The organism is Campylobacter concisus (genome assembly GCF_002913225.1).
In the GTDB taxonomy this organism is placed as follows: Bacteria; Campylobacterota; Campylobacteria; order Campylobacterales; family Campylobacteraceae; genus Campylobacter_A; species Campylobacter_A concisus_J.
Genome location: NZ_PPAW01000018.1, coordinates 62,770 through 84,750, shown reverse-complemented (window position 1 = coordinate 84,750; position 21,981 = coordinate 62,770). Strand labels below are relative to the sequence as shown.

At 42.1% G+C, this 21,981-nt stretch carries 21 protein-coding genes; 17 read left to right on the top strand and 4 right to left on the bottom strand.

Annotation, left to right across the window (positions count from 1 at the left end):
• Positions 1–87: 87 nt before the first annotated feature.
• The 4 genes from CYP26_RS04445 to mraY form a co-directional block, all read right to left on the bottom strand.
• Positions 88–6,018, bottom strand: a complete 5,931-nt coding sequence (locus tag CYP26_RS04445) for a hypothetical protein (protein WP_103630525.1) — start codon at positions 6,016–6,018, stop codon at positions 88–90.
• A gap of 97 nt (positions 6,019–6,115) precedes the next feature.
• Complete coding sequence (gene murD, locus CYP26_RS04440) at positions 6,116–7,333, bottom strand: UDP-N-acetylmuramoyl-L-alanine--D-glutamate ligase (RefSeq protein WP_103630524.1); 1,218 nt, start codon at positions 7,331–7,333, stop codon at positions 6,116–6,118.
• Between the two features lie 4 nt (positions 7,334–7,337).
• Complete coding sequence (locus tag CYP26_RS04435; protein ID WP_103630523.1) at positions 7,338–7,853, bottom strand: hypothetical protein; 516 nt, start codon at positions 7,851–7,853, stop codon at positions 7,338–7,340.
• A 3-nt stretch (positions 7,854–7,856) separates the two neighbouring features.
• Complete coding sequence (gene mraY, locus CYP26_RS04430) at positions 7,857–8,921, bottom strand: phospho-N-acetylmuramoyl-pentapeptide-transferase (protein ID WP_002941305.1); 1,065 nt, start codon at positions 8,919–8,921, stop codon at positions 7,857–7,859.
• 79 nt (positions 8,922–9,000) lie between these two features.
• Here mraY and gpmI point away from each other — a divergent pair, with 79 nt between their 5' ends.
• The 17 genes from gpmI (at position 9,001) to CYP26_RS04355 (ending at position 21,966) form a co-directional block, all read left to right on the top strand.
• On the top strand, positions 9,001–10,464 hold the full coding sequence (gene gpmI, locus CYP26_RS04425; RefSeq protein WP_103630522.1) for a 2,3-bisphosphoglycerate-independent phosphoglycerate mutase: 1,464 nt from the start codon (positions 9,001–9,003) through the stop codon (positions 10,462–10,464).
• A gap of 36 nt (positions 10,465–10,500) precedes the next feature.
• Positions 10,501–11,244: a 3-oxoacyl-ACP reductase FabG gene (fabG, locus tag CYP26_RS04420; protein ID WP_103630521.1), complete on the top strand. Its 744-nt coding sequence runs from the start codon at positions 10,501–10,503 to the stop codon at positions 11,242–11,244.
• 86 nt (positions 11,245–11,330) lie between these two features.
• The gene (acpP, locus tag CYP26_RS04415; RefSeq protein WP_002941395.1) at positions 11,331–11,564 is read left to right on the top strand and encodes an acyl carrier protein; all 234 of its coding nucleotides are present in this window, start codon (positions 11,331–11,333) and stop codon (positions 11,562–11,564) included.
• 34 nt (positions 11,565–11,598) lie between these two features.
• A complete protein-coding gene (locus tag CYP26_RS04410; RefSeq protein ID WP_103630520.1) occupies positions 11,599–12,810 on the top strand; it encodes a beta-ketoacyl-ACP synthase II in 1,212 nt (403 codons plus the stop codon).
• 1 nt (position 12,811) lies between these two features.
• Complete coding sequence (gene accA / locus CYP26_RS04405; RefSeq protein ID WP_103630519.1) at positions 12,812–13,747, top strand: acetyl-CoA carboxylase carboxyl transferase subunit alpha; 936 nt, start codon at positions 12,812–12,814, stop codon at positions 13,745–13,747.
• 201 nt (positions 13,748–13,948) lie between these two features.
• Positions 13,949–14,803, top strand: a complete 855-nt coding sequence (locus CYP26_RS04400) for a CbrC family protein (RefSeq protein ID WP_103630518.1) — start codon at positions 13,949–13,951, stop codon at positions 14,801–14,803.
• Positions 14,804–14,815: 12 nt separating this feature from the next.
• Entirely contained in the window at positions 14,816–15,658 is an 843-nt protein-coding gene (locus tag CYP26_RS04395) for a YwqG family protein (RefSeq protein WP_103630517.1), read from the top strand.
• A gap of 63 nt (positions 15,659–15,721) precedes the next feature.
• Positions 15,722–15,988: a hypothetical protein gene (locus CYP26_RS04390; RefSeq protein WP_103630516.1), complete on the top strand. Its 267-nt coding sequence runs from the start codon at positions 15,722–15,724 to the stop codon at positions 15,986–15,988.
• A 50-nt stretch (positions 15,989–16,038) separates the two neighbouring features.
• The gene (locus tag CYP26_RS10250) at positions 16,039–16,197 is read left to right on the top strand and encodes a hypothetical protein (protein ID WP_181000858.1); all 159 of its coding nucleotides are present in this window, start codon (positions 16,039–16,041) and stop codon (positions 16,195–16,197) included.
• 74 nt (positions 16,198–16,271) lie between these two features.
• The gene (locus tag CYP26_RS10245; RefSeq protein WP_181000857.1) at positions 16,272–16,415 is read left to right on the top strand and encodes a hypothetical protein; all 144 of its coding nucleotides are present in this window, start codon (positions 16,272–16,274) and stop codon (positions 16,413–16,415) included.
• A gap of 170 nt (positions 16,416–16,585) precedes the next feature.
• Entirely contained in the window at positions 16,586–17,200 is a 615-nt protein-coding gene (locus tag CYP26_RS04385) for a riboflavin synthase (protein WP_103589942.1), read from the top strand.
• Positions 17,201–17,210: 10 nt separating this feature from the next.
• Positions 17,211–17,930, top strand: coding sequence for a peptidoglycan editing factor PgeF (gene pgeF / locus CYP26_RS04380; protein ID WP_103589943.1), 720 nt, complete (start codon positions 17,211–17,213; stop codon positions 17,928–17,930).
• Positions 17,920–18,129 (top strand): acetyltransferase, encoded by a 210-nt coding sequence (locus CYP26_RS04375; RefSeq protein ID WP_103589944.1) that lies wholly within the window; start codon positions 17,920–17,922, stop codon positions 18,127–18,129. Before pgeF ends, CYP26_RS04375 begins: the two co-directional genes overlap by 11 nt.
• 10 nt (positions 18,130–18,139) lie before the next feature.
• Complete coding sequence (gene iadA / locus CYP26_RS04370; protein ID WP_103630515.1) at positions 18,140–19,279, top strand: beta-aspartyl-peptidase; 1,140 nt, start codon at positions 18,140–18,142, stop codon at positions 19,277–19,279.
• Positions 19,280–19,469: 190 nt separating this feature from the next.
• Complete coding sequence (rpsB, locus tag CYP26_RS04365; protein WP_085658056.1) at positions 19,470–20,258, top strand: 30S ribosomal protein S2; 789 nt, start codon at positions 19,470–19,472, stop codon at positions 20,256–20,258.
• Complete coding sequence (tsf, locus tag CYP26_RS04360) at positions 20,258–21,322, top strand: translation elongation factor Ts (RefSeq protein WP_103630514.1); 1,065 nt, start codon at positions 20,258–20,260, stop codon at positions 21,320–21,322. Before rpsB ends, tsf begins: the two co-directional genes overlap by 1 nt.
• The gene (locus tag CYP26_RS04355; protein ID WP_002941236.1) at positions 21,322–21,966 is read left to right on the top strand and encodes an ABC transporter ATP-binding protein; all 645 of its coding nucleotides are present in this window, start codon (positions 21,322–21,324) and stop codon (positions 21,964–21,966) included. Before tsf ends, CYP26_RS04355 begins: the two co-directional genes overlap by 1 nt.
• Positions 21,967–21,981: the final 15 nt, after the last annotated feature.

Sequence of the window (21,981 nt, the reverse complement as noted above, 5' to 3'; positions counted from 1 at the left end):
TTAGAGCATAAAATTTAAATTTTATGATTCTAGCTTAAAAGTTCATTAAGCTAAGGAGTAACAGAAATTTCTTTAAATTTAAAAGATTTAATGCACCAAATTTACTACACTTACATCTTTATCTATCTCGATAAAAAATGTTTGTGCGCCAGCTCCGCTACCATATACGCCTTTATAGACTTGGTTTAGCGCATGTCCGCTACCATCAATCGCCACTTGGTTGTGTGTATCACCTGAAGCGCTATGCTTTAAATTTAGTGCTGCCACTTCGCTGTCTGTTGCTTGCGTGAAGATAGTGCCTTTGCCCTCCAGCGCCACTTTGTCGTTATTGTCGCCTTTGATCTTTAGCACGGTATTTACGCTTTTTAGTCCGCCATCTGTTACTTGTGAGTCTATGATATCAAGCACGTTTTTGGCATCCAGTCCTATCGAGACCGCCTGAGCGCTATTGCTACCAAGTTGTAAAGTTTCAAAGCTCTTTAGTTTATCATTTAGATCATCCACTCTACTAAGATCGATATTTTCAGTAAAGATTAGCGTATCTACGCCGCCTTTTGCGTCTATAGGGTCACCGTCATAGATAAATTTATTATCTTTGTCATCACCTTCGCGTGTAAATTTAACGCCTTTGTCTATCTCAACGAAAAATGTTCTCGTGTTAGTTCCATCGGTATATGTGCCTTTATAGACTTGATTTACCGCGTGATCCATGCCGTGTATCGTTGCATTTGCACTTGCGTTATAAGTGACATTGCTATGGTTAGGGTAGGTTTTACTACCGCTATTATCTGTGACTTCGACTTTATTAAATTCATCGCCCGCAACTTGACTGTGTTTCCAGTTTAGCATCGTTACTTCCTCATCGGTTGCTTTTGAGAAGCTTCCTATGAGTTTTACCGCGTCACTTTCGTCACCTGTTATTTTTAAGACTGTATTTATGCTTTTTGTGCCTTGTATCTCTTTTTTTGTGCCGCTTGTTTCGATGGTCGTGGCGGTCTCTTTTGAATCAACGATGTCAAGTATATTTTTTGAATTTAGAGTGAGGGCAACCGCTTCATTATCCTTACCTAGTTGCACCCTCTCAAAGCTTTTTAGCTTATCTTTTACATCTATGTTGCTAAGGTCGGTATTTGCTGTAAAGATGAGCGTATCTACTCCATCTTTTGCGTCTATAGCGTTGGTGGCATTATATGTAAAGGTATCGTCATAGTTGCGCTCTTGTGCTACGATCTTGACATTTTTGTCTATCTCAATAAAAAATGTCTTTAACTCGCCATCTTTTACGTATGTGCCTTTATAGACGTGATTTATAGGAGTATCGTAGGGATGGATGATTGGATTTCCATTCGCATCTTTTTCTACTTTCTTTATATCAGCGTTGGATGGATCTGTGGTTTCTTTCACGCGCCCGTTGCCATCAGTAGCTACTTTATTATAGCTATCACCTATGGCTTTGCTATGCTTCCAGTTTAGTAAAGTTACCTCTTCTTTTGTTGCTAATTCAAATTTATTAACTCCAGAATTTATAAGTTTTACTATGTCGCCATCTTTACCCGCTATCTTTAAAACTGTATTTACACTCTCTGTTCCAGGTATAGTTCTTAAGGTTGAGTATTCGCCTTCTGTTATCTTTGTCGTTTTTGAGTCTATGATGTCAAGAACGCTCTTTGCGTTTAATGCGATTGAAACGTTTTGGCTCTCTGTGCCTAGTTGCAGGCGTTCAAAGCTTTTTAGTTTATCCTTTAGATTATTTACTTCACTAAGGTTTATATCTTCAACAAATATCAGCTTATCAACGCCACCTTTTGCGTCTATATTCTTGCCGTTATAGATAAAGACATCGTTTAGGTTGCTACCTTCAAGAGCGTCTGTGTTGTGTTTTAGGTGTATTACTTTATTGAAATCATCCGCATCATCACCAAAATATTTTGCTGGTTTGCTTGTATCTTTTTCTTGATTTATTAAGCTTCTATATCCTTTTTTACCAGCTATAAGACCATCTTTTTCATCGCTAACATATCCTTTGTCATGTAGGGCTTTTACGTAGCTATCACTAAAAAGGTGCGTGCCGCTTCCTTGTGAGCCTATGATTTTATAGTCGCTAGCGTTTTGTGAGCTTTTCTTTATCATTATGTCTAAGAGTGTGTCTTTTGTTCTATCGACATAATCAACCTCTATCCTATAAAATCCTTTTTTTAGATTATAAGGATGAGTTTGTCCATGAGGACCATTATCTCCTGAACCAAACCAATATGCCCACTTTCCAAAACTTTCATCTGCTATTTTTACATCTACCATATCTTGAAAGTGTTTTGCAGCTATGTTGTATTGACCATCTTCTTTTATATATATCCAACCTTTCATTTTCATGATCAGATCAGTTCCTACAGGCTCTGCCTCTTCAAGGACGTAGTTTCCTGTTTTGTTTAGGTTGTAATGCGCCCCAGTGTGATCGGTATCCTTTGCATATGGAGAGTGACCTACTTTTGCCATATCGTCCATATTTAGCTCTTCTTTGTGAGGTCTTGTTGAGCTTAATTGCCAGTCTTTACCTCCTTGAAAAGAAAGCTCATTATAAGTAGTAGTTGCACTAACGCCAGCCCACTCCATCCACTGTGTATAGTGGTTAGCTACGTGGTATCCATATCCTGCTTTGTTGTCGTTAAGATCCTTTCTATCATAGATTGGTCCATGAGGATGTTGTATATGGGTTGTTACTTCTGGATATATATCCATAAATTCTCTATTAGTGCAGTCAAAAAACCACATATCAACGTCAAGCCCTTTGTTTGCCACCATAGTCACGGTTTGAACGGCTAAATTTCCTGCATCATCTAGCCTTTCAACGATATAGTTTTTGCTGCCAGTGTTTTGTGCTACATTAAAGCTTCCAGAGTAGCTTAAATTTCTATCAAGTGTCAGTGTAGTCTTCTCAGATGTTTCAGCGTCTATGACCTCTACATCTTTTGATTTTTCATCGTGTGGATTGTTTGCAGCTTCGCCTTTGCCGCTAAAATTTATAGCGTAACTACCAGAGCTATTTTTTATATTATCAAAGTCAGATTCTATTAGCTTGTCAGGCTTTGAGTCAAGATCAACCGTGATAGTTAGGTTATCATCTCTTTGAGGCACGCCGTCAGTCCCCACGTAGGTGGCGTCTATGATGTGGTGCGTTCTATCTAGCTTTTTGCCAGCTTTTTCAAAGTCTGCTATGACGGTGTTATTCTCGATCTTGGCTATAAAGCTATCACTTATATTTCCGTTTTCATCTTTTATCTCTATTAGCACGTAGCCCTTGCCATCACTTGTGGTATCTGGCTTATTTATACCAAATTTAATGTATGGCTGTTCGTCATTCGTAAGAGCGATGTTGTAGTTTATCTTTTGGGTCGAATTTGACTCATACTGGCTTGTCGAGATGATATGCTCGTAGTCCTCTTCGTTTAGGTATTTTGCGGAGTGGATATCGGCATTATCTATCTTTGTAACAAGTTTTACATCGTCTATATAGTCAAGCACACCAAAGGCAAATAGCCTACCGCTTGAAGTGCCAGATATTGCACTTCCATCATCTTTTATAAGGGTCGCATCGACTAAGGTCGGGCGCTTGCTACTTACCGTCACGTCTGGTATGGTGATAGCGCCGTCACTTATCACTTTTATATCGCTTGGATCTTTTTTGTTTATCATATGCACGCCATCATCATCTAGGATGTAGCTCACGGTTGATTGTTTGTTTGTAAGTGGGTTTAGGATGCTTATCTTTAGCTCATCTTTTGGCACTGCGCTACTTGGGAGATAGACCTTTACATCAGAGGTCGTTATAGCTCCAGTGGTGTCATCTATGAGCCCATCTCCATCAGCGTCTTTGACAAATTTAGCCACGGGGCTGTCGCTAAATTTTATCTCATTTGTATCGCTTTCGCCTTTGTTGCCAGCCTTATCCATCATGGTCGTCGTTATGCTTGTGGTTTTGCCATGCTCTATTGGCACTGTGATCTTAAATTTACCATCATTTAGTGGCACTTCATTGTGATCAGGGGCGATTATCTTGCCATTAGTATATGTGTAAATTTTGTGCGTTTTACTGCCGTCTGGGTTGGTGACATCGATGGCCATCTTATCGCCTTCTTTTATCACGCTTGGGATTTTTATGGAGGCATCTGTCTTTGTTGGGTCGCCGTCATTGTATCTGTTTTCTGAGGTATCTATCCTGCCATCTGGTGTTCTATTACTAGAGCCCAAGTCACTATCAAAGCTTATCTTGGCTGATTTTACAGGTGGAGCTACTATGACGCTTGGGGTGGTTTGGTTGCTTGTGCCATTTGGTTTTGGTGTGCCATGCTCGTCATTAACCGTTGTGTTTATAGATACGCTTGAGCCAGGTGCTACTGGTACGCTTACGCCCGGCACTTCAAATTTACCATTAACTATTGGCACTACTGCGTTTGGGTTATTTTTATCATAGACGCTTGTGCCATCGTCGCTTACGACAAATTCTTTTGGCGAGCCACCTATGTTTATAGTGACGCTCTCTTTTGGTTTTATGGTGCGAGGTAAATTTATCTCAACCTTTGAAGTGCCATCTCCTATCTCGTCGCTACTTATCAGCCCATCGCCGTTTTTATCAGCTGTTAGCGTTACTTTTACAGTGTCACTTACGCTACTACTTGGTGTAGTGCTTGTGGCTGAGACGTTGCCAAATTTATCAACTACACCAGTTTCTATGCTGCTTCCTGCTGTGATGTTTGCGATGTTTGGCACGCTAAAGCTAACTGCGCCATTTTCATCAGTCGTAAATGTATATGTGTTGCCATCCTCGTCAGTGGCTGTGCCATTTTCTTTATCTAGCGTAAATTTCTTCTCAACTGGCGGTTTGCCCGGCTCATTTAGCTTAAATGTGATCTTATCTCCAGTGCTAAGCTCGTCAGGTACTACAAATTTCATACCGCTAGTTTGCGTGCCGCTACCATATCCTAGCTCGGTCGCATCTATCACGCCGTCGCCATTTTTATCAAGATCAAGCGTGGCTGTCACTTTTGAGATAGCTGGCGTGTCGTTTAGCTCATAGGCAGTTGGCGGCGCTGTAAATGTCCTGCCTCCAGTGGTGTATGAGCTTGTCACGGTTGTTTTGCTATGGTTTAAAATTTCAATCCCAGTGATCTCTGCCTTGCCATTTACGATAGGTATAGGAGGCGCTCCAGTTGGCGTGCCGGTGCTATCAACTGGGATTAGCTCGTTTGTTATCGTATTTACTTTGTAGTTGCTAGTTTTGCCACCACCTTTCATGTTTGTCTTTATCGTGATGATGTCGCCATTTTTAGCAACGTCTGGGATATCAACGCCTATGCTCGTGATGATCTTTTTGCCATCAGGAGTCTTTGGTAGTGAGTTTAGCTGCGCTCCTCCTAAAAAGCCCTTTTTCTCGCCAGTGTCACTTGTGAGGTTAAAATTTAGCACGATGTTTGGCTCTGGTGGTGTAAAATTTAGGTTTTCGGCGCCAAGCCCAGCGTATGAGACCCCACCGATCTTAGCCTCGCCAACTGGCCATTTGACCTCGTTATGCCTAGCTTCAAGAGCGCGCAAACCAGTGTAGAAGTCATGTATATTTGAGTAGTGGCCGCCTAGTTCAAATTTTATGCCACTACTGCCCACTGAGGCGAAGTTATGTGATGATGAGCCGTGAGGAGATAGCTCTTGATGGGAGATTTGACCATCGTCATTTGCGTGTTCTTTGTGGTTTTCAAGGATGTTTGCGTTTTTTGGGATGACTAGCTCGCCTTTATGCTCGGCAAAGACATTTATAGTGTGAAATACCGAGCTAAAGCCGACATAAGCCTTTTCGCCGTCATCAAAAGCAATGGTAAGGTTCGAGTTTTCGCTCGTTTTTATATCATCACCAAGGTAAATTTCATCGCCTTTGTGCAGCACCCTCATAGTGCCGTCCCTGCTTATGACGATGGCTTCACCCTTGATCTTTTTGATAACGCCGATCCTTATGGCGTCAAAATTTGGCATTTTTTCATCCCTGTAAAATGTGTGTATTGTAGTATCGGAAAAATTTACTAAATTTTTATATAAACTAAAAATAATAAGAGTGATTTTGTAAAAGCTATCAAAGAGCTCTTATAAACTCTTTAAATTTATCTCCTCGCTCGGCGTAGCTCTTAAACTGGTCAAGGCTCGCAGCTGCTGGGCTTAGAAGCGCTATATCGCCACTTTTAAGCTCTTTACTTATCTCATTTACGGCGTTTTGTAAAAAGTCGCATTTTAGGGCTGGCACACTAAATTTAGCAGCTAAATTCATAAGCTTGTCGCTGTTTGAGCCGATGGCATAAATTTTGACCTTAAGCCCACTTAAGTTTTCAAATAGCTCGTCCATGCTAACGCCCTTGTCATCGCCGCCTAAGATTAGGTGCATGAAGTGGTCTTTGTAGCGTTTTACAGCTTGAATGCTCGCATCTATGTTGGTCGCTTTTGTGTCGTTTACCCATGTCCGCCCCATCTTGTCGGTGAGCTCTTCAAGCTTGTTTGCCTCGATGACAAATGTGTTTAAAAGCCCTACATCACAGTGGTCAAATAAAATTTTCTCCACCGCAAGCGCTAGCAGTGCGTCAAGTAAAAACGGCGTTTTAAAGGCTATATCGCCTAAATTTACACCGCAAAAACGAGCAAGATCGCTCTCATCTTTATAGGCGATCACTTTGGCTTTGGTTGGCGTTTTAGCGTAAATTTCAGGCACGATCGCTACGCTAGTTTCACTCATGCTAGCAAGCGGCTTTAGCTTTGCCTTTTCGTACTCGCTCATGTTGCCATGCCAGCTTAGATGATCTGGAGTGATCGGCAAAAGCACGTAAATTCCTGGTGTGGCGCGGTTTGTGTAGTGCAGGGTAAATGAGCTAGTCTCAAGTATCCAAATTTTAGCGTGCGGGTCTAAATTTGCTAGTGCGATGCCGACGTTGCCGCCTATTACTGAGCCCTTGCTCTCTAGCAGGTGCTGCATCATCTTTGTGGTCGTCGTCTTGCCGTTTGTGCCGCTTATCCAGACATTAAATGGCAAATGCGCCTTGTAAATTTCATAAAAATAGTCATATTCGCTGATCAAATTTTTAGCTTTTTTGATAAGCTCGTGGTGAGGCGGTATGCCAGGGCTTGGTATCTCTAGGCCGCTTTTTGCGGGGTCAAATTCGCTAACTGGCAAAAGAGCGTTGCCAAACTCATCTTTTGAAATTTCGCTAAATTTATCATCATAGATGTCCCAAAAGCCATCATTTACGAAGTTTTTAGCGATAGCTTTCGTCGTGCCACCATAGCCAAATAGTGATTTTCTCATGCTTTTATCCTCTTTTGCCCCATAAAATTTCTACTATATCGTTAGCACTTAGCTCACGCATCACGCCCTCTATCTTGCGGCGCTCAAAGAGCTCAAATCTAAACGTATCCGCAAAATTTAGCCTCAAAAACTCCACAAAATATGCGCCTTTGCAAGCAAATTTCACTCTTACATAAAATGCCTCTAAAAAATCATCATCAAATTTAGGCACAGGCGCCAACATACGCTCGACGATCTCGCTAAGCTCATCTTTTGTTATGTCAGGCACTACTTTTGGCTCTGGCAAAGCGATGTCAAAGGCTAAATTCTCAGCGCCCTCAGCCTCCCACCACTCGTGCAGGCTAAATTTACTCATATCCTTGCCGCTTATCTTGGCTAGACGCTCTTCTACTTTGCAGTACTCTTCGCCGTCCTCATCGCCAAATTCGTCGCAATAGTCGGTGTAGGCTAAAATTTGCTCCAAAATTTCATCATATTTTTTTCTAGCACTCTCAAAGTCAGGCTCTATCTGCGCTCGCATGATTTACCTGATCTTTAGCGCCGTTAGTGCGATCAAATTTGCTAAAAGCGCAATGATCCAAAAGCGCACGATGATCTTATTTTCCGCCCAGCCCTTTATCTCAAAATGGTGATGTATAGGAGCCATTAAGAAAATTCTGCGTTTAAAAATTTTAAAGCTACCCACCTGTAAAATGACGCTTAGTGTCTCAACGACAAAGATGAGGCCGATGATGATGAGCAAAATTTCGTTTTTGGTCGCAACGCCCATAAAGCCGATATATGCGCCAACGCTTAGGCTGCCGCTATCGCCCATAAAGACCTCGGCTGGATGGCAGTTAAACCACAAAAAGCCCATGAGTGAGCCAATTAGCGCAGAGGCCACGACGACGCTCTCGCCAACGCCTGCGATCTTTGGTAAAAGTAGGTACGAGCTAAAGACAGCGTGGCCGCAGATGTAGGCAAAAACGCCAAGTGTTAGAAGCGAAAATATCGATGGCACGGCGGCAAGTCCGTCAAGTCCGTCTGTTAAATTTACCGCATTTGAGGCTGCGACGATGACTAGCGTCCAAAAGAAAATGGCAAAAATTTTCATGTCAAAGATCGGCTGTTTGTAAAACGGCAGGTAAAACTCGGTGTTTAGCTCTTTGCTAAAGTAGAGAAATGCTGCGAGCAAAAAGGCGATGAGAAACTGAAAAAAGAGCTTTGCCTTTGGGCTTAGACCGGCGTGGTTTTTCGCACCTAAAATTTTGCTGTAATCATCCTTATAACCAAGCAGAGTAAAGCAAACTAGACAAAAGAGCGAGGCTAGCACAAAGGCGTTATCAAGCCTAGCGCAGATGATCGTGGCGATCACGGCCGTAAAGACAAAGACAAGTCCGCCCATGGTCGGCGTTTTAGCCTTTTTTTGGTGAGTTTGTGGGGCTAGCTCGTAGATAGGCTGGGCAGCGTTTTTTGCCTTTGCCCAAGCGATAAATTTAGGCATCAGATAAGCTGTCAAGATAAATGCTATGAAAAACGCGATGCCAGCGCGAACGGTGATATACTGAAAGATATTAAAATTTAAAATTTCATAGATATAGTAAAACATAGGGGCCTTTATTTTAAAAAAAAGCAATTTTAGTATAATGGCCTTAAAAATTATCTAAATTTAAGGATAAAATTTAAAAATGGCTCAAAAAACTATACTTATAATAACTGATGGCATTGGATCAAACAAAAATGGCAAATTTAACGCATTTGAGGCGGCAAAAAAGCCAAACTACGATAAATTTTTTAAAGAAATTCCAAACTCACTCATAAAAACTTCTGGAAACGCTGTGGGACTACCTGAGGGGCAGATGGGTAACAGCGAAGTAGGGCACATGTGCATAGGAAGTGGGCGAGTTTTGTATCAAAATTTAGTCAAAATTTCACGCGGCTTTGCTGACGGCTCGGTAGCAGAAAATGAAGCGCTAAAGGCTCTTTTTAAAAAGTGCAAAAAGATCCACGTTATAGGGCTTTATAGCGACGGCGGCGTGCACTCTCACATGGAGCATTTTGATGGCATGTGCGAGCTTGCTAGCAAAAGTGGCTGCGAAGTTTTTGCCCACGCTATCACCGACGGACGCGACGTTAGCCCAAATAGCGGTCTAAATTTCATAAAAAGCCTGGAGGCTAAATTTAAGGTAGCAACCGTTTGCGGGAGATTTTACGCGATGGATAGAGATAAACGCTGGGAGCGCGTAAAAGAGGCCTATGATAGCTTGGTAAAGGGAGCAAATTTAAGCAGCTTATCACCAAGTGAGTATCTACAAAAAAGCTACGATGAGGGCGTGACAGACGAGTTTGTAAAGCCAGCAAGCTTTAATGGCTTTAAGGGCATAGGCAAAGATGACGGCGTGATCTTTATAAATTTTAGAAATGATAGGGCAAGAGAAATTTGCGAGGCTTTGGGTGAGGAGAAATTTAGCGAGTTTGAGCGACTTTTTGTTATTAAAAATTTAATCACCATGACCGAATACGACGCAAATTTTAAATTTGAAGTGCTCTTTAAAAATGAAAAGATAAAAAACACTCTAAGCGAGGTCATAGCAGCTGCTGGACTAAGGCAGCTTCACACGGCTGAGACTGAAAAATACGCCCACGTAACATTTTTCTTTAATGGTGGCGTCGAGGAGCTAGCCAGCAACGAAACTAGGGTGCTTATCCCTAGTCCAAAAGTAAAAACCTACGACGAAAAGCCAGAGATGAGCGCTGCGGAGGTTTGCAAGGCTGTGCTAAAGGGCATGGAGGACGAGCAGGACTTTATCGTGGTAAATTTCGCAAATGGCGATATGGTGGGACACACTGGCAACTATGAGGCTGCTATAAAGGCGGTTGAGGCGGTTGATACGGCTCTTGGAGAAATTTATGCTAAAGCAAAAGAGAAAAACTACGCGATGATCATCACGAGCGATCACGGAAACTGCGAAGAGATGCGTGATAGCAGCGGCGAGCTACTGACAAATCACACAACTTATGACGTCTTTTGCTTTGTGATGGCTGAGGGAGTTAAAGAGCTAAAAAATGGCGGCCTAAACAACATTGCGCCTAGTGTTTTAAAGCTCATGGGGCTTGAAATTCCAGCTGAAATGGACGAGGCGTTATTTTAAATTTGATAATATAAGCAAAATTTATAAGGAGAATTTATGAAATTTAGTGGAAAAAACGTGCTAATAACAGGTGCAAGCAGAGGTATCGGCGCACAAATCGCAAAGACGCTTGCAAATATGGGCTTAAAAGTGTGGATAAACTACCGCTCAAAGCCTGAGATAGCAGACGCTTTGCAAGCTGAAATCGAGAAAAATGGCGGCAAGGCTGCAGTGATAAAATTTGACGCGACAGACGAAGATGAGTTTATAAAAGGTATAAATTTGATAGTTGATAGCGACGGCGAGCTAAGCTACCTCGTAAATAACGCTGGCATCACAAATGACAAGCTGGCGCTTCGCATGAAAACTAGCGAATTTACAGATGTGATAAATGCAAATTTAACTTCAGCTTTCATAGGATGTAGAGAGGCTTTAAAGGTGATGAGTAAAAAGCGCTTTGGAGCAGTCGTAAACGTCGCATCTATCGTTGGTGAGATGGGAAATGCTGGACAGGTGAATTATTCAGCCAGCAAGGGCGGACTAATCGCCATGAGTAAGAGCTTTGCAAAAGAGGGTGCGAGCAGAAATATCCGCTTTAACAGCGTAACTCCGGGCTTTATCGAGACTGATATGACGCATGGGCTAAGTGATGAGGTGAAAAAAACTTATAGCGATAATATCCCACTAAAACGCTTTGGCAGTGCTAGCGAGGTGGCTGAGGCGGTTGCATTTTTACTAAGCGATCACGCTAGCTACGTGACTGGCGAGACGCTAAAAATAAACGGCGGACTTTATATGTAATGAAATTTCAACAAGTTTTGAAATTTAAAATAAATAAAAGCGTAAATATTATAAGATAACAGACATTTTTTATAAGGAGACCTTAAATGGCAGTATTTGAAGACGTAAGAGACGTAGTTGTAGAGCAACTAAGCGTAGATCCACAAGCGGTAAAACTAGAGTCTAAAATCATCGAAGATTTAGGCGCTGATTCACTTGACGTTGTAGAGCTAGTTATGGCTTTAGAAGAGAAATTTGAAGTAGAAATTCCTGATAGCGAAGCAGAGAAATTAGTAAGCATTCAAGACGTTGTAAATTATATAGAAAAACTAGGCAAATAATTTAAATTTGCATAGTTTGATTTAAGGAGATGTATTGAAACGAGTCGTTGTAACTGGTATTGGCATGATAAACGCACTTGGTCTTGATAAAGAGAGCTCTTTTAAGGCTATTTGCGAGGGTAAAACAGGTGTGAAAGAGATCACGAGCTTTGATGTAAGCGAATTCCCTGTTAAAATTGCTGCCGAGATAACTGATTTTGATCCAAATAGCATTTTAGACGGCAAAGAGGTGAAAAAAGTAGATCGTTTCATACAGCTTGGCATAAAAGCATCTAGCGAAGCTATGGCTGATGCAAATTTTAAAGAGTTTGATGCTCATAAATTTGGCGTTAGTTCAGCAGCTGGTATAGGTGGTTTGCCAAATATTGAGAAAAACTCAATCACATATTTTGAAAAAGGCGTGAAGAGAATTTCGCCATTTTTCATCCCATCTGCACTTGTAAATATGCTAGGTGGCATAGTTTCAATAAATCACGGACTAAAAGGTCCAAATTTATCAAGCGTAACAGCTTGTGCAGCAAGCACTCATGCGATATCACAAGCTGCAAAATGCATAATGATCGGTCAAGCAACAAATATGCTAGTTATCGGTGCTGAGTCTACTATCTGTGGCGTTGGTATAGGTGGTTTTGCAGCGATGAAAGCACTCTCAACTAGAAATGATGAGCCAAGTAAGGCATCAAGGCCATTTGATGCAAACCGCGATGGCTTTGTAATGGGTGAGGGCGCTGGCGCACTTGTGCTTGAAGAGTACGAGTCGGCTGTTGCAAGAGGTGCTAAAATTTACGCTGAAGTAGTTGGTTTTGGTGAGAGCGGAGATGCACATCACATCACATCACCAACACTTGAAGGTCCATTAAGCGCGATGAAACAAGCACTTGATATGGCAAAAGGTGTAAAGATAGACTATGTCAATGCACATGGTACTTCAACGCCAGTAAATGATAAAAACGAAACAGCTGCGTTAAAGGCTGTTTTTGGCGATAAGTGCCCACCAGTTAGTTCAACTAAAGGTCAGACTGGACACTGTTTAGGCGGTGCTGGTGCGATCGAAGCTGTCATATCTATAATGGCAATAAGAGATGGAATCATCCCTCCAACAATAAACTACGAAACGCCAGATCCAGATTGCGATCTAGACTACGTTCCAAATAAAGCCAGAAAAGCTGATATAAAAGCTGTTATGAGCAACTCATTTGGCTTTGGTGGAACAAACGGCGTCGTGATATTTAAAAAGTTGGATTAAGATGTCAAATTATTTAGATTTTGAAAAGAGCATAAAGCAAATTGATGAAGATATAGCAAATGCTAAGATCAGAGGCGATGAACATGCTGTTGAAATTTTAAATAAGAACCTATCTAAAGAGATATCAAAAGTATATAAAAATTTAAACGAATATCAACGTTTGCAACTTGCTCGTCACCCAGATAGACCATACGCTATTGACTATATAAATTCATTTTTAGTTGATGGCTATGAGATCCATGGCGATAGGGCATTTCGCGATGACCCAGCAATAGTCTGCTACATCGGCTATATCGGAGGCAAAAAGACTGTCGTTATAGGCGAGCAAAAAGGTCGTGGCACTAAAAATAAACTAAAAAGAAATTTTGGTATGCCTCATCCGGAGGGTTATCGAAAGGCTTTACGCGTAGCAAAATTGGCTGAGAAATTTAACCTACCTATCTTATTTTTGATAGACACTCCAGGTGCGTATCCTGGCGTTGGTGCTGAAGAGCGAGGTCAAAGCGAAGCCATAGCTAGAAATTTATTTGAATTTGCAAATTTAAAAACTCCAATAGTAGCTGTCGTTATCGGCGAAGGTGGAAGTGGCGGTGCTTTAGCTATTGGCGTGGCTGATAGACTTGCCATGATGAAAAACTCTGTCTTTTCAGTCATCTCGCCAGAGGGTTGTGCCGCGATACTTTGGAACGACCCAGCTAAACAAGAGCAAGCTACAAAATCTATGAAGATAACGGCTGATGACTTAAAAAATTTATCGCTTATAGATGACGTGATAAACGAGCCGATAAATGGAGCTCATAGAGATAAAGACGGTGCTGCAAAAGCACTTGCAAACTACTTCATCTCAGAGCTAGCTGAGCTTGAGAAGCTTGATATAAACGAGCTTGTCGCAAAAAGAATAGATAAAATTCTCTCTATCGGAGCTTACGAGGAGTAAAATTTATAGTCACAAGTGAGTTGAAATTTAAGTAAATTTGCTTGCGGCTCTCCTTTGCATTAAATTTAATACGCTTTTTTAATTTTAAAAAATGAAATAATTTTATATTTTTATCGCAATCTTCTAAATTCTAATAACTCATCTATGCGACTTTTAAGTGTTTAAGGCTAAAATTCTTAGCAAATTTCATAAAGGTCATTTGTGGATAAATTTCAAGAAAAATATATAAATCTTTCAAAAGATTACTACAAAAATAACGGGAATGCAGCGAGCGTAGAGGCTTTGTATCAGTTTAAAGAGCAGCTTGAAGCAAGCAAGGACATGCAGGCAAAACACGTTTTAGTAGATATTTATCAGCTTTTGTCTATGCAAAAGAGCGCTTATGAGCTACTTTTAAAGATACACGATAAAAACGATAAAAAACAGCTAAAAACGCTTGGCTACCTTGCGCAGTTTGTGGATGAGGGCGACAAATGGGCGGTGCCAAGGCCAAAAAGTAAAGGGCAAATTTTAGCCCAAAAGGCGAAGGCCGCCACCTTGCCAAAATTTCGCTATCACCCAGAGCCATTAAAAACTGGCGCATTTAAAGATGATATGAGTGTCACCTGCGAGTGCTGCGGTAAAAACACTGAAATTTACTATGAAAATGGCATATACTGCGAGCAAGATGTCACCTATCTTTGCCCAGCTTGCATCGCAAATGGCGCAGCTGCTAAGAAATTTGACGCTACTTTTGTTCAAGACGCCGACAAACTCGCCACGGATGACACCAAAAAAGATGAGGAGCTTTTTAGAAGAACACCTGGTTATGAGAGCTGGCAGGGCGAGCACTGGGTGGCGTGCTGTGATGATTATTGCGCATTTTTGGGCGATGTGGGTACGAAAGAGCTTTTAGAGCTTGGCATTGCAGATGAGGTCTTTGATGACTACGCAAAAAGGGACGATTACGACGTGAAAATGGCTCGCGAGGTGCTCGTAGCTGGCGGCGACTTTGCTGGATATTTGTTTCGCTGCTTGCACTGTAAAAAGTATCACATCTACGTTGATGCTTGCTAGAAAGGGAAAAATATGGATCTAAATGAAATTTATAAAGGCTGCAAAGAGCGCGATCTGGAGGGGCTTTTTGAGTTTTTAAAGCCGTTTGAAAAAAACGCCATAAAGATAAGCGCGCATGCCAAAAATGACGATGATATCGCTGTTGGAGCGTCTAAATTTGGCGGGCAGCCTGATCTGCCAGCTAGTGTGCCTTGGCCGTCAAATGAAAACGGCGCGCTTAGCTTTGTGGCGCAGATAAATTTTGCTGAAGTTGGCAAATTTGACACCGATGGGTTACTACCAAAAAGTGGCATACTCTATCTTTTTTATGATATAAATTTACGCATTTGGGGCTACGACCCTGCTGATAAAAAGGGCTTTGCTGTGATCTTTGCCGAGGCAGCTCAAGACCAGCTTGCTCGCCAAAACATGGATGGTGGAAATTTCACATTTGGCGCACGCTCTCTTAGCTTTAAAAACGAGCTAAATTTGCCAAGTTTGCAAAGCTCGCTCGTGCCATTTGGTAAATTTAGCGAGGAGGAGTGGGCGGCTTATCACGAGGTCATAGAGCCAAGCTGGCAGGCCAAAGAAAACAAGCTACTTGGTCACTCTGACAACATCCAAGACGGCATGGAGCTAGAGTGTGAGCTCGTGGCAAATGGCCTTGACTGCGGCGATGGTAGCGCTTATCACCACCCAAACATCGCTGAGTTTGAGAAAAATGCCGCCCAGTGGCAGCTGCTTTTGCAGATAGATAGCGATGAGCAGAGCGACATGGACTGGGACGGAGAGGGTAGAGTTTATCTATGGATAAAAAAGGACGACCTAGCGGCGCGCGACTTTAGCAAGACGTGGCTAGTTTTGCAGACAAGCTAATTATGAAAATTTATTAAGCTCGCTTGTTTTTTGTATCATTGACAATCCTTTTAAAAGGGATTTATGCCTAAAATTTCATCACGTAGGCACTTTCTTGCTACGACTGCTTTGCTTGCAGTAAGTGCCATTTTGCCTACTTTTTCTCACACATCGTCCACAAAAGGTCAAAACCAAATAATTTTAAAAAAGATAATTAAAAATATCGTTTTAGTTCATGGCACATTTGTCGATGGCTCTTGCTACGCTGAGTTGATCCGCCACTTGCAAGAAGCTGGCATTAACGCCGTTGCTGTGCAAAAATCCGCTAACTTCGCTTGCAGCAGACGCTAGGCTATTAAATTCAGGGCAAGAGCCTACTAGTTGGGCATTCTTGGGGCGGTGTGCCGATCACTGAGGCAGGCACTCACGAAAAGGTCGCTGCTCTTGTCTATCTCTTGGCCACCATGCCTGATAACGGCGAGTGTGCTGCTGAGGCACTTGAGCGTCAAAATGCGCCGATGAAAGGTCTTAGCCCAGGCGCAAATGGCGAGTCTTGCTAGTAAAGCCACGTTTTAGCAGCACTTCAAATGTCTATTAATGCAGCTGCATTTAGCGATAAGATAGGCGCGGCTGCTTGGCACAAAAGCCATCTTTTTATCTTTTAACTAAAAACGATCACGCCTTGGCGTATGAGGTGCATCAGCGTTTTGCAAAGCAGATAAATACAAAGACAAAAGAGCTGGCAAACTGGCTCATTGAGATTGCAAATTTGATCTAAATTTATATCAAGCAAGCCACTTTAAATGAGTAGCTTGAAGCTAAATTTTACTAGCATTTTTGCCCATCAAGGCTTTAAATTTATCTTTTCTTTTTATAAAATACCAAGCTTATCGATACCCAAATTTAGGCAAATTTTAGTAAAATCCTTAAAAAATTTAAAGGCAAAATATGTTTAATGGCTTAATCAGGGAGCTTGCCGAGGTCATTAGCTACTCGCAAAATGTTTTACGGCTAAAGGCTAAATTTCGCCCAAATTTAGGCGACAGCATCGCAGTAAATGGCGCTTGTCTAAGTGTCATAAAACTATATGATGATGGCTTTAGTGTGGAGCTAAGCGCGGAGAGCAGGGCAAATGTCGCGGTTGAAAATTTAACTGGCAAGGTGCATATCGAGCCTGCGATGAAGCTTGGTGAGCGCGTGGATGGGCATTTGATGCAAGGACACATCGACTTTATCGGTGTGATATCGGCCATAAAAAAGCATGAAAATGGCGTTGATTTTTACATCGACTTGCCACGTGAGGCGATGGCTCTGATGGCAAACAAGGGCTCGGTTGGCGTCGAGGGCGTGAGCCTTACGATAAATGAAATTTTACCAAAGGGCATAAGGCTAACGATCATTCCGATCACGTTTAGAGATAGCCTTTTTGGCACTTTCAAGGTCGGCAGACGCGTAAATATCGAGAGCGACTTGCTGGCTCGCTACGTGGCTAGGATGCTTGAGGCTAAGCAAAATGGCGGCCTTAGCTGGGACGAGGTCGAGAGAATTTCAAGCCTCTACTAAGTGAGCGAAGATGCGTGAAAATTTAGAGATCGTTTTTGATAAAAATGGCATCACGGCTGGCTTTACAAACAGGCTTGGCGGTGTGAGTGAAGCTAAATTTAGCTCGCTAAATTTAGGTGATCACGTGGGTGACAACCCAGCAGATGTCATCAAAAATAGAGAAATTTTGGCTAAAAATTTAGGCGTTAGGCAGCTTAAATTTATGAAGCAGATCCACTCGGACAAGGTCTTTGTCCTCGAAGATGAAAAAGACGAGCTACCAGAGTGCGACGCTGTGATCACAAATTTAAGCGATGTTGGCATCTGCGTCTTGGTGGCGGACTGTTCGCCAGTCGTGATGATAGATGAGAGGCAGGGTGCTATCTGCGTGGCTCATGCGGGCAGAGCTGGCGTGATGCTAAAAATTTGCACAAAAGCCGTTATGCTTATGGGCGAGAAATTTGGCTCAAGAGCGGGCGACATCAGCGTCTTTGTCGGAGCAAATATAAAAGGTGGCTGCTACGAGGTGGGCGAGCTTGATCTTGGGGAATTTAACGCATATAAGATAGGTAGAAATTTTGATATGAACGCAGCCTTAAGGGATGAATTTAGCGCACTTGGGGTTAGAAATTTAAACTTTAGCGAGGTCTGCACGCACTGCGACGAGAGATATTTTTCATACAGAAGAGACGGCGTGTGCGGTAGATTTTGCGGATTTGCAGTGAAATTTAAGGATAAAAATGGGATATGAGAGCTTTAAAAATCCACTAGCGGCAAAAATAGCTCAAAACGCTAGAAATTTGGGCTTTGAGCAGCTTATGAATGAAGAGTTTGTGCATATGCTACTTAGCTCAAAAAAGATGGAGATAAGTGCCGTGGATAGGGAAAATATCGAGCAAATTTTTATAAAACTGATGGAGATAGAAGAAAAAGTTCAACTTAGCAAATAAAGGAGAGAAGATGCTTTTGCTTAAAAATGCTAATCTATACACGCCAAAATTTCTTGGCAAGCGCGATGTTTTGGTAGGTGGCGGTAAAATTTTAGCCATCGGCGAGGGGCTAAGCTTTAGCGTAGAAGGGCTTAGCGTTTACGACCTAAAGGGCAAGGTTTTAGCTCCAGGTCTGATCGATCAGCACGTGCATATCACGGGTGGTGGCGGCGAGGCTGGATATCACTCAAGAACGCCTGAGATCACGCTTAGCCAGATCGTAAAATATGGCACAACGACGCTTGTTGGCGTTTTGGGGACCGATGGGATCACTAGAAGCTTGGAAAATCTCTACTCAAAAGCAAAAGCGCTCGAGTTTGAGGGCATCTCGACCTTCATCCACACCGGCTCATACGCAAGCCCCTGTGTGACATTTACCGGCGACATCGCAAAGGATCTCATGCTAATTGATAAAGTGATCGGCGTAAAGATCGCACTGACCGACAACCGCGGCAGCTACGTCTCAAAAGAGGAGCTCATCAAAATTCTAAGCAAAATACGCATAGGCGGCATGGTCTCTAAAAAAGGCGGCGTGCTTCACATGCACATGGGAGGGCTGAGCGAGAAATTTGACAACGTATTTAAGGTGATAAAAGACTACGAATTCCCAGTTCATTACTTCTCGCCGACACACTGCGCTAGGACGAAAGACCTGTTTAACGAGGCTTTGAAATTTCAAAAAATGGGCGGAAACGTCGATATCACAAGTGGTGGGAGTAAATTTGCCTCACTTCACGAGGTGGTGGCTTATGGCCTTGAAAATGGGCTAAATTTAGAACGCCTAACGATGAGCTCTGATGGCAACGGCAGCGTGCCTAAATTTAATGAAAATGGCGAGCTAGTGGGATATGGCTGCGCGTCATGTGCGTCAAATTTAGAGGTATTGCAAGCTTTAGTGAGAAATAAAATTTTAAAGATAGAGGATACTTTGGCTTTGATGAGCAAAAACGTGGCGAGATATCTAAATTTAAGCCAAAAAGGCGAGATAAAAGTTGGCAACGACGCCGATTTTTGCGTCTTTGACGAGGAGCTAAATTTATACGATGTGATCGCAAAAGGCGAGTTTTGCGTTAAAGACGAAAAGGTCGTTAAAAAAGGCTTTTTCGAGTAAATTTAAAGAAATTTGAGCTTTATTTGTAGCTAAAGAAATCTTTAAATTTAGCTTCAATAAAGCCAAGTTTCAATATAATCCAAGCTTTATTTCACACACGACAATCCTAAATTTGGTTGTGCGAAAGCATTAATGGTCGTGGAGGATAAAACTAAATTCAAGGCAATATGCCTAAAACAAGGAGAAACTCATGGTAACTATGAGAGATTTATTAGAGTGTGGCGTACATTTTGGTCACCAAACACGCCGCTGGAACCCAAAGATGAAAAAATTTATCTTTGGCGAGAGAAAAGGTATCTATATTATAGATTTACAAAAGACTATCCGCTACTTCCGCTACACTTACAACATCGTTCGTGACGCAGCCGCTGAAGGCAAGTCAGTGCTGTTTGTCGGTACTAAAAAACAAGCTATCGACGCCATCAAAGAGTACGCTGAAAAATGCGGCATGCCTTATGTAAATCACCGCTGGCTAGGTGGTATGATGACAAACTTCGGTACTATCCGCCAGTCTATCCGCAAACTAGAAGTTATCGAGGCTATGGAAGAAGATGGCTCGATAAATTTACTAACTAAAAAAGAGGCTTTGATGCTTCGCCGCAAAAAAGAGAAGCTTATCGCAACTCTAGGCGGTATCCGCAATATGAAAAGCCTTCCTGATATGATATTTGTTGTTGACACAGTTAAAGAGAAAATCGCTGTTCAAGAGGCAAACCGCCTAAAAATCCCAGTTGTAGCACCTATCGATACAAACTGCGATCCTGACGTTGTTGATTATCCTATCCCAGGAAACGACGATGCGATCCGCTCTGTTCAGCTTTTCTGCCAAGAGATGGCTGAGGCGATCAACGAGGGCAAATCACTTCTAGAGCAAGATGGTGGCGAGCAAGCTGCTGGCGAAGAAGTAAGCCAAGATGAGAAAGATGCAGTTGTAGCTGAGGCTATGAGCGAAGAAGACTTTGGTGAGGACGAAGAGTAATGGAAATAACTGCACAAATGGTAAAAGAGCTCCGCGAATCAACCGGAGCCGGCATGATGGACTGCAAAAAGGCACTTGGCGAAGCAAATGGCGACATGGAAAAAGCTGTTGATATCCTTCGTGAAAAAGGCCTAGGTCAAGCTGCTAAAAAGGCTGACCGCCTTGCAAGCGAGGGCCTAGTAAGCGTTGAAGTTTGCTCAAAATGCAAAAAAGCAACTATTAGTGAGATCAACTCTGAGACTGATTTCGTTGCTAGAAACCCACAGTTTCAAGCGCTTGCAAAAGACACAACAGCTCACATCCAATCAAGCGGTATAAAAACAGTTGAAGAGCTAAATGCAAGCACATTAAATGGCGTTAAATTTGAAGATTATTTCAAAACTCAGATCGCAACTATCGGCGAAAACCTTGTAGTTCGTCGCTTTGAGACTATTAGTGCTGATGATAAGGGCGTGGTAAATGGCTATGTTCACTCAAATGGCCGTGTTGGCGTACTTATCGGTGCAGCTTGCGAAAGTGCTGAAGTTGCAAACGAAGCAACTGAATTTATAAGAAATTTATGTATGCACGCAGCTGCTATGAAGCCAAGCGTTATAAGCTACAAAGACCTTGATAAAGAGTTTGTTGAGAAAGAATTTATCGCACTTCGCGCTGAACTTGAAAAAGACAATGAAGAGCTAAAACGCCTAGGTAAGCCACTTCACCATATCCCTGAGTATGCTAGCCGCTGCCAGATAGGTGAGACTGAGCTTGCAAAAGCTACAAAAGCGATCGAAGAAGAGCTAAAAGCTGAGGGCAAACCTGAGAAAATTTGGGATAAGATCATCCCTGGCAAGATCGAGAGATTTTACGCTGATAACACAGTGCTTGACCAACGCCTTACACTTTTAGGTCAGTTTTATGTAATGGACGATAAAAAGACTATCGAACAAGTTATCGAAGAGAAGAGCAAAGAGCTTGGCGGCAAGATCGAGATCGTAAAATACGTTCGTTTCGAGCTTGGCGAAGGCTTAGAGAAAAAAGTAGATGACTTTGCTGCAGAAGTTGCTGCTCAAATAGGCTAATGGAAATTTTAAGAGCGTCTAATCTAGGCTTTGCGTATGATTATACGCTCTTTAACAATATAAATTTAACTCTCAATCAAAAACAAAGCATCGCGATAACCGGCGTTAGCGGTTGTGGCAAATCAACGCTTTTACACATACTTTCAACACTCTTAAAACCAAATTTTGGTGAGGTCATCTATCAAGATAGATCGATCTATGAGCTTTCTCAAAACGAGCTTTTGGCTATTAGAAGGCTTCATTTTGGCATTATTTTTCAGTCGCACTATCTTTTTAAAGGTTTTAGCGCTTATGAAAATATCGAGCTTGCAAGCATCTTATCTGGCGAAAATATAGAAAAAAATGATCTTGAAGCGCTTAAAATTTCAAGTGTGATAAATCAAAAAGTTGGCGAGCTAAGTGGAGGTCAGCAGCAGCGTGTCAGCATAGCTAGAGTGCTTACTAAAAAGCCAAAGATCATCTTTGCAGACGAGCCAACGGGCAACCTTGATAAGCAAACGGCAAATGAAGTGATGCAAGTTTTATTTGACTACATAAATGAAAATAACGCTGCCCTTGTTCTAGTCACTCACGACAACGACCTAGCCGCGAAATGCGATAACTCATACAAGCTTGAGAACAAAGAGCTTGTGCAAATTTCTTAAAATTTAGCTTCAAAT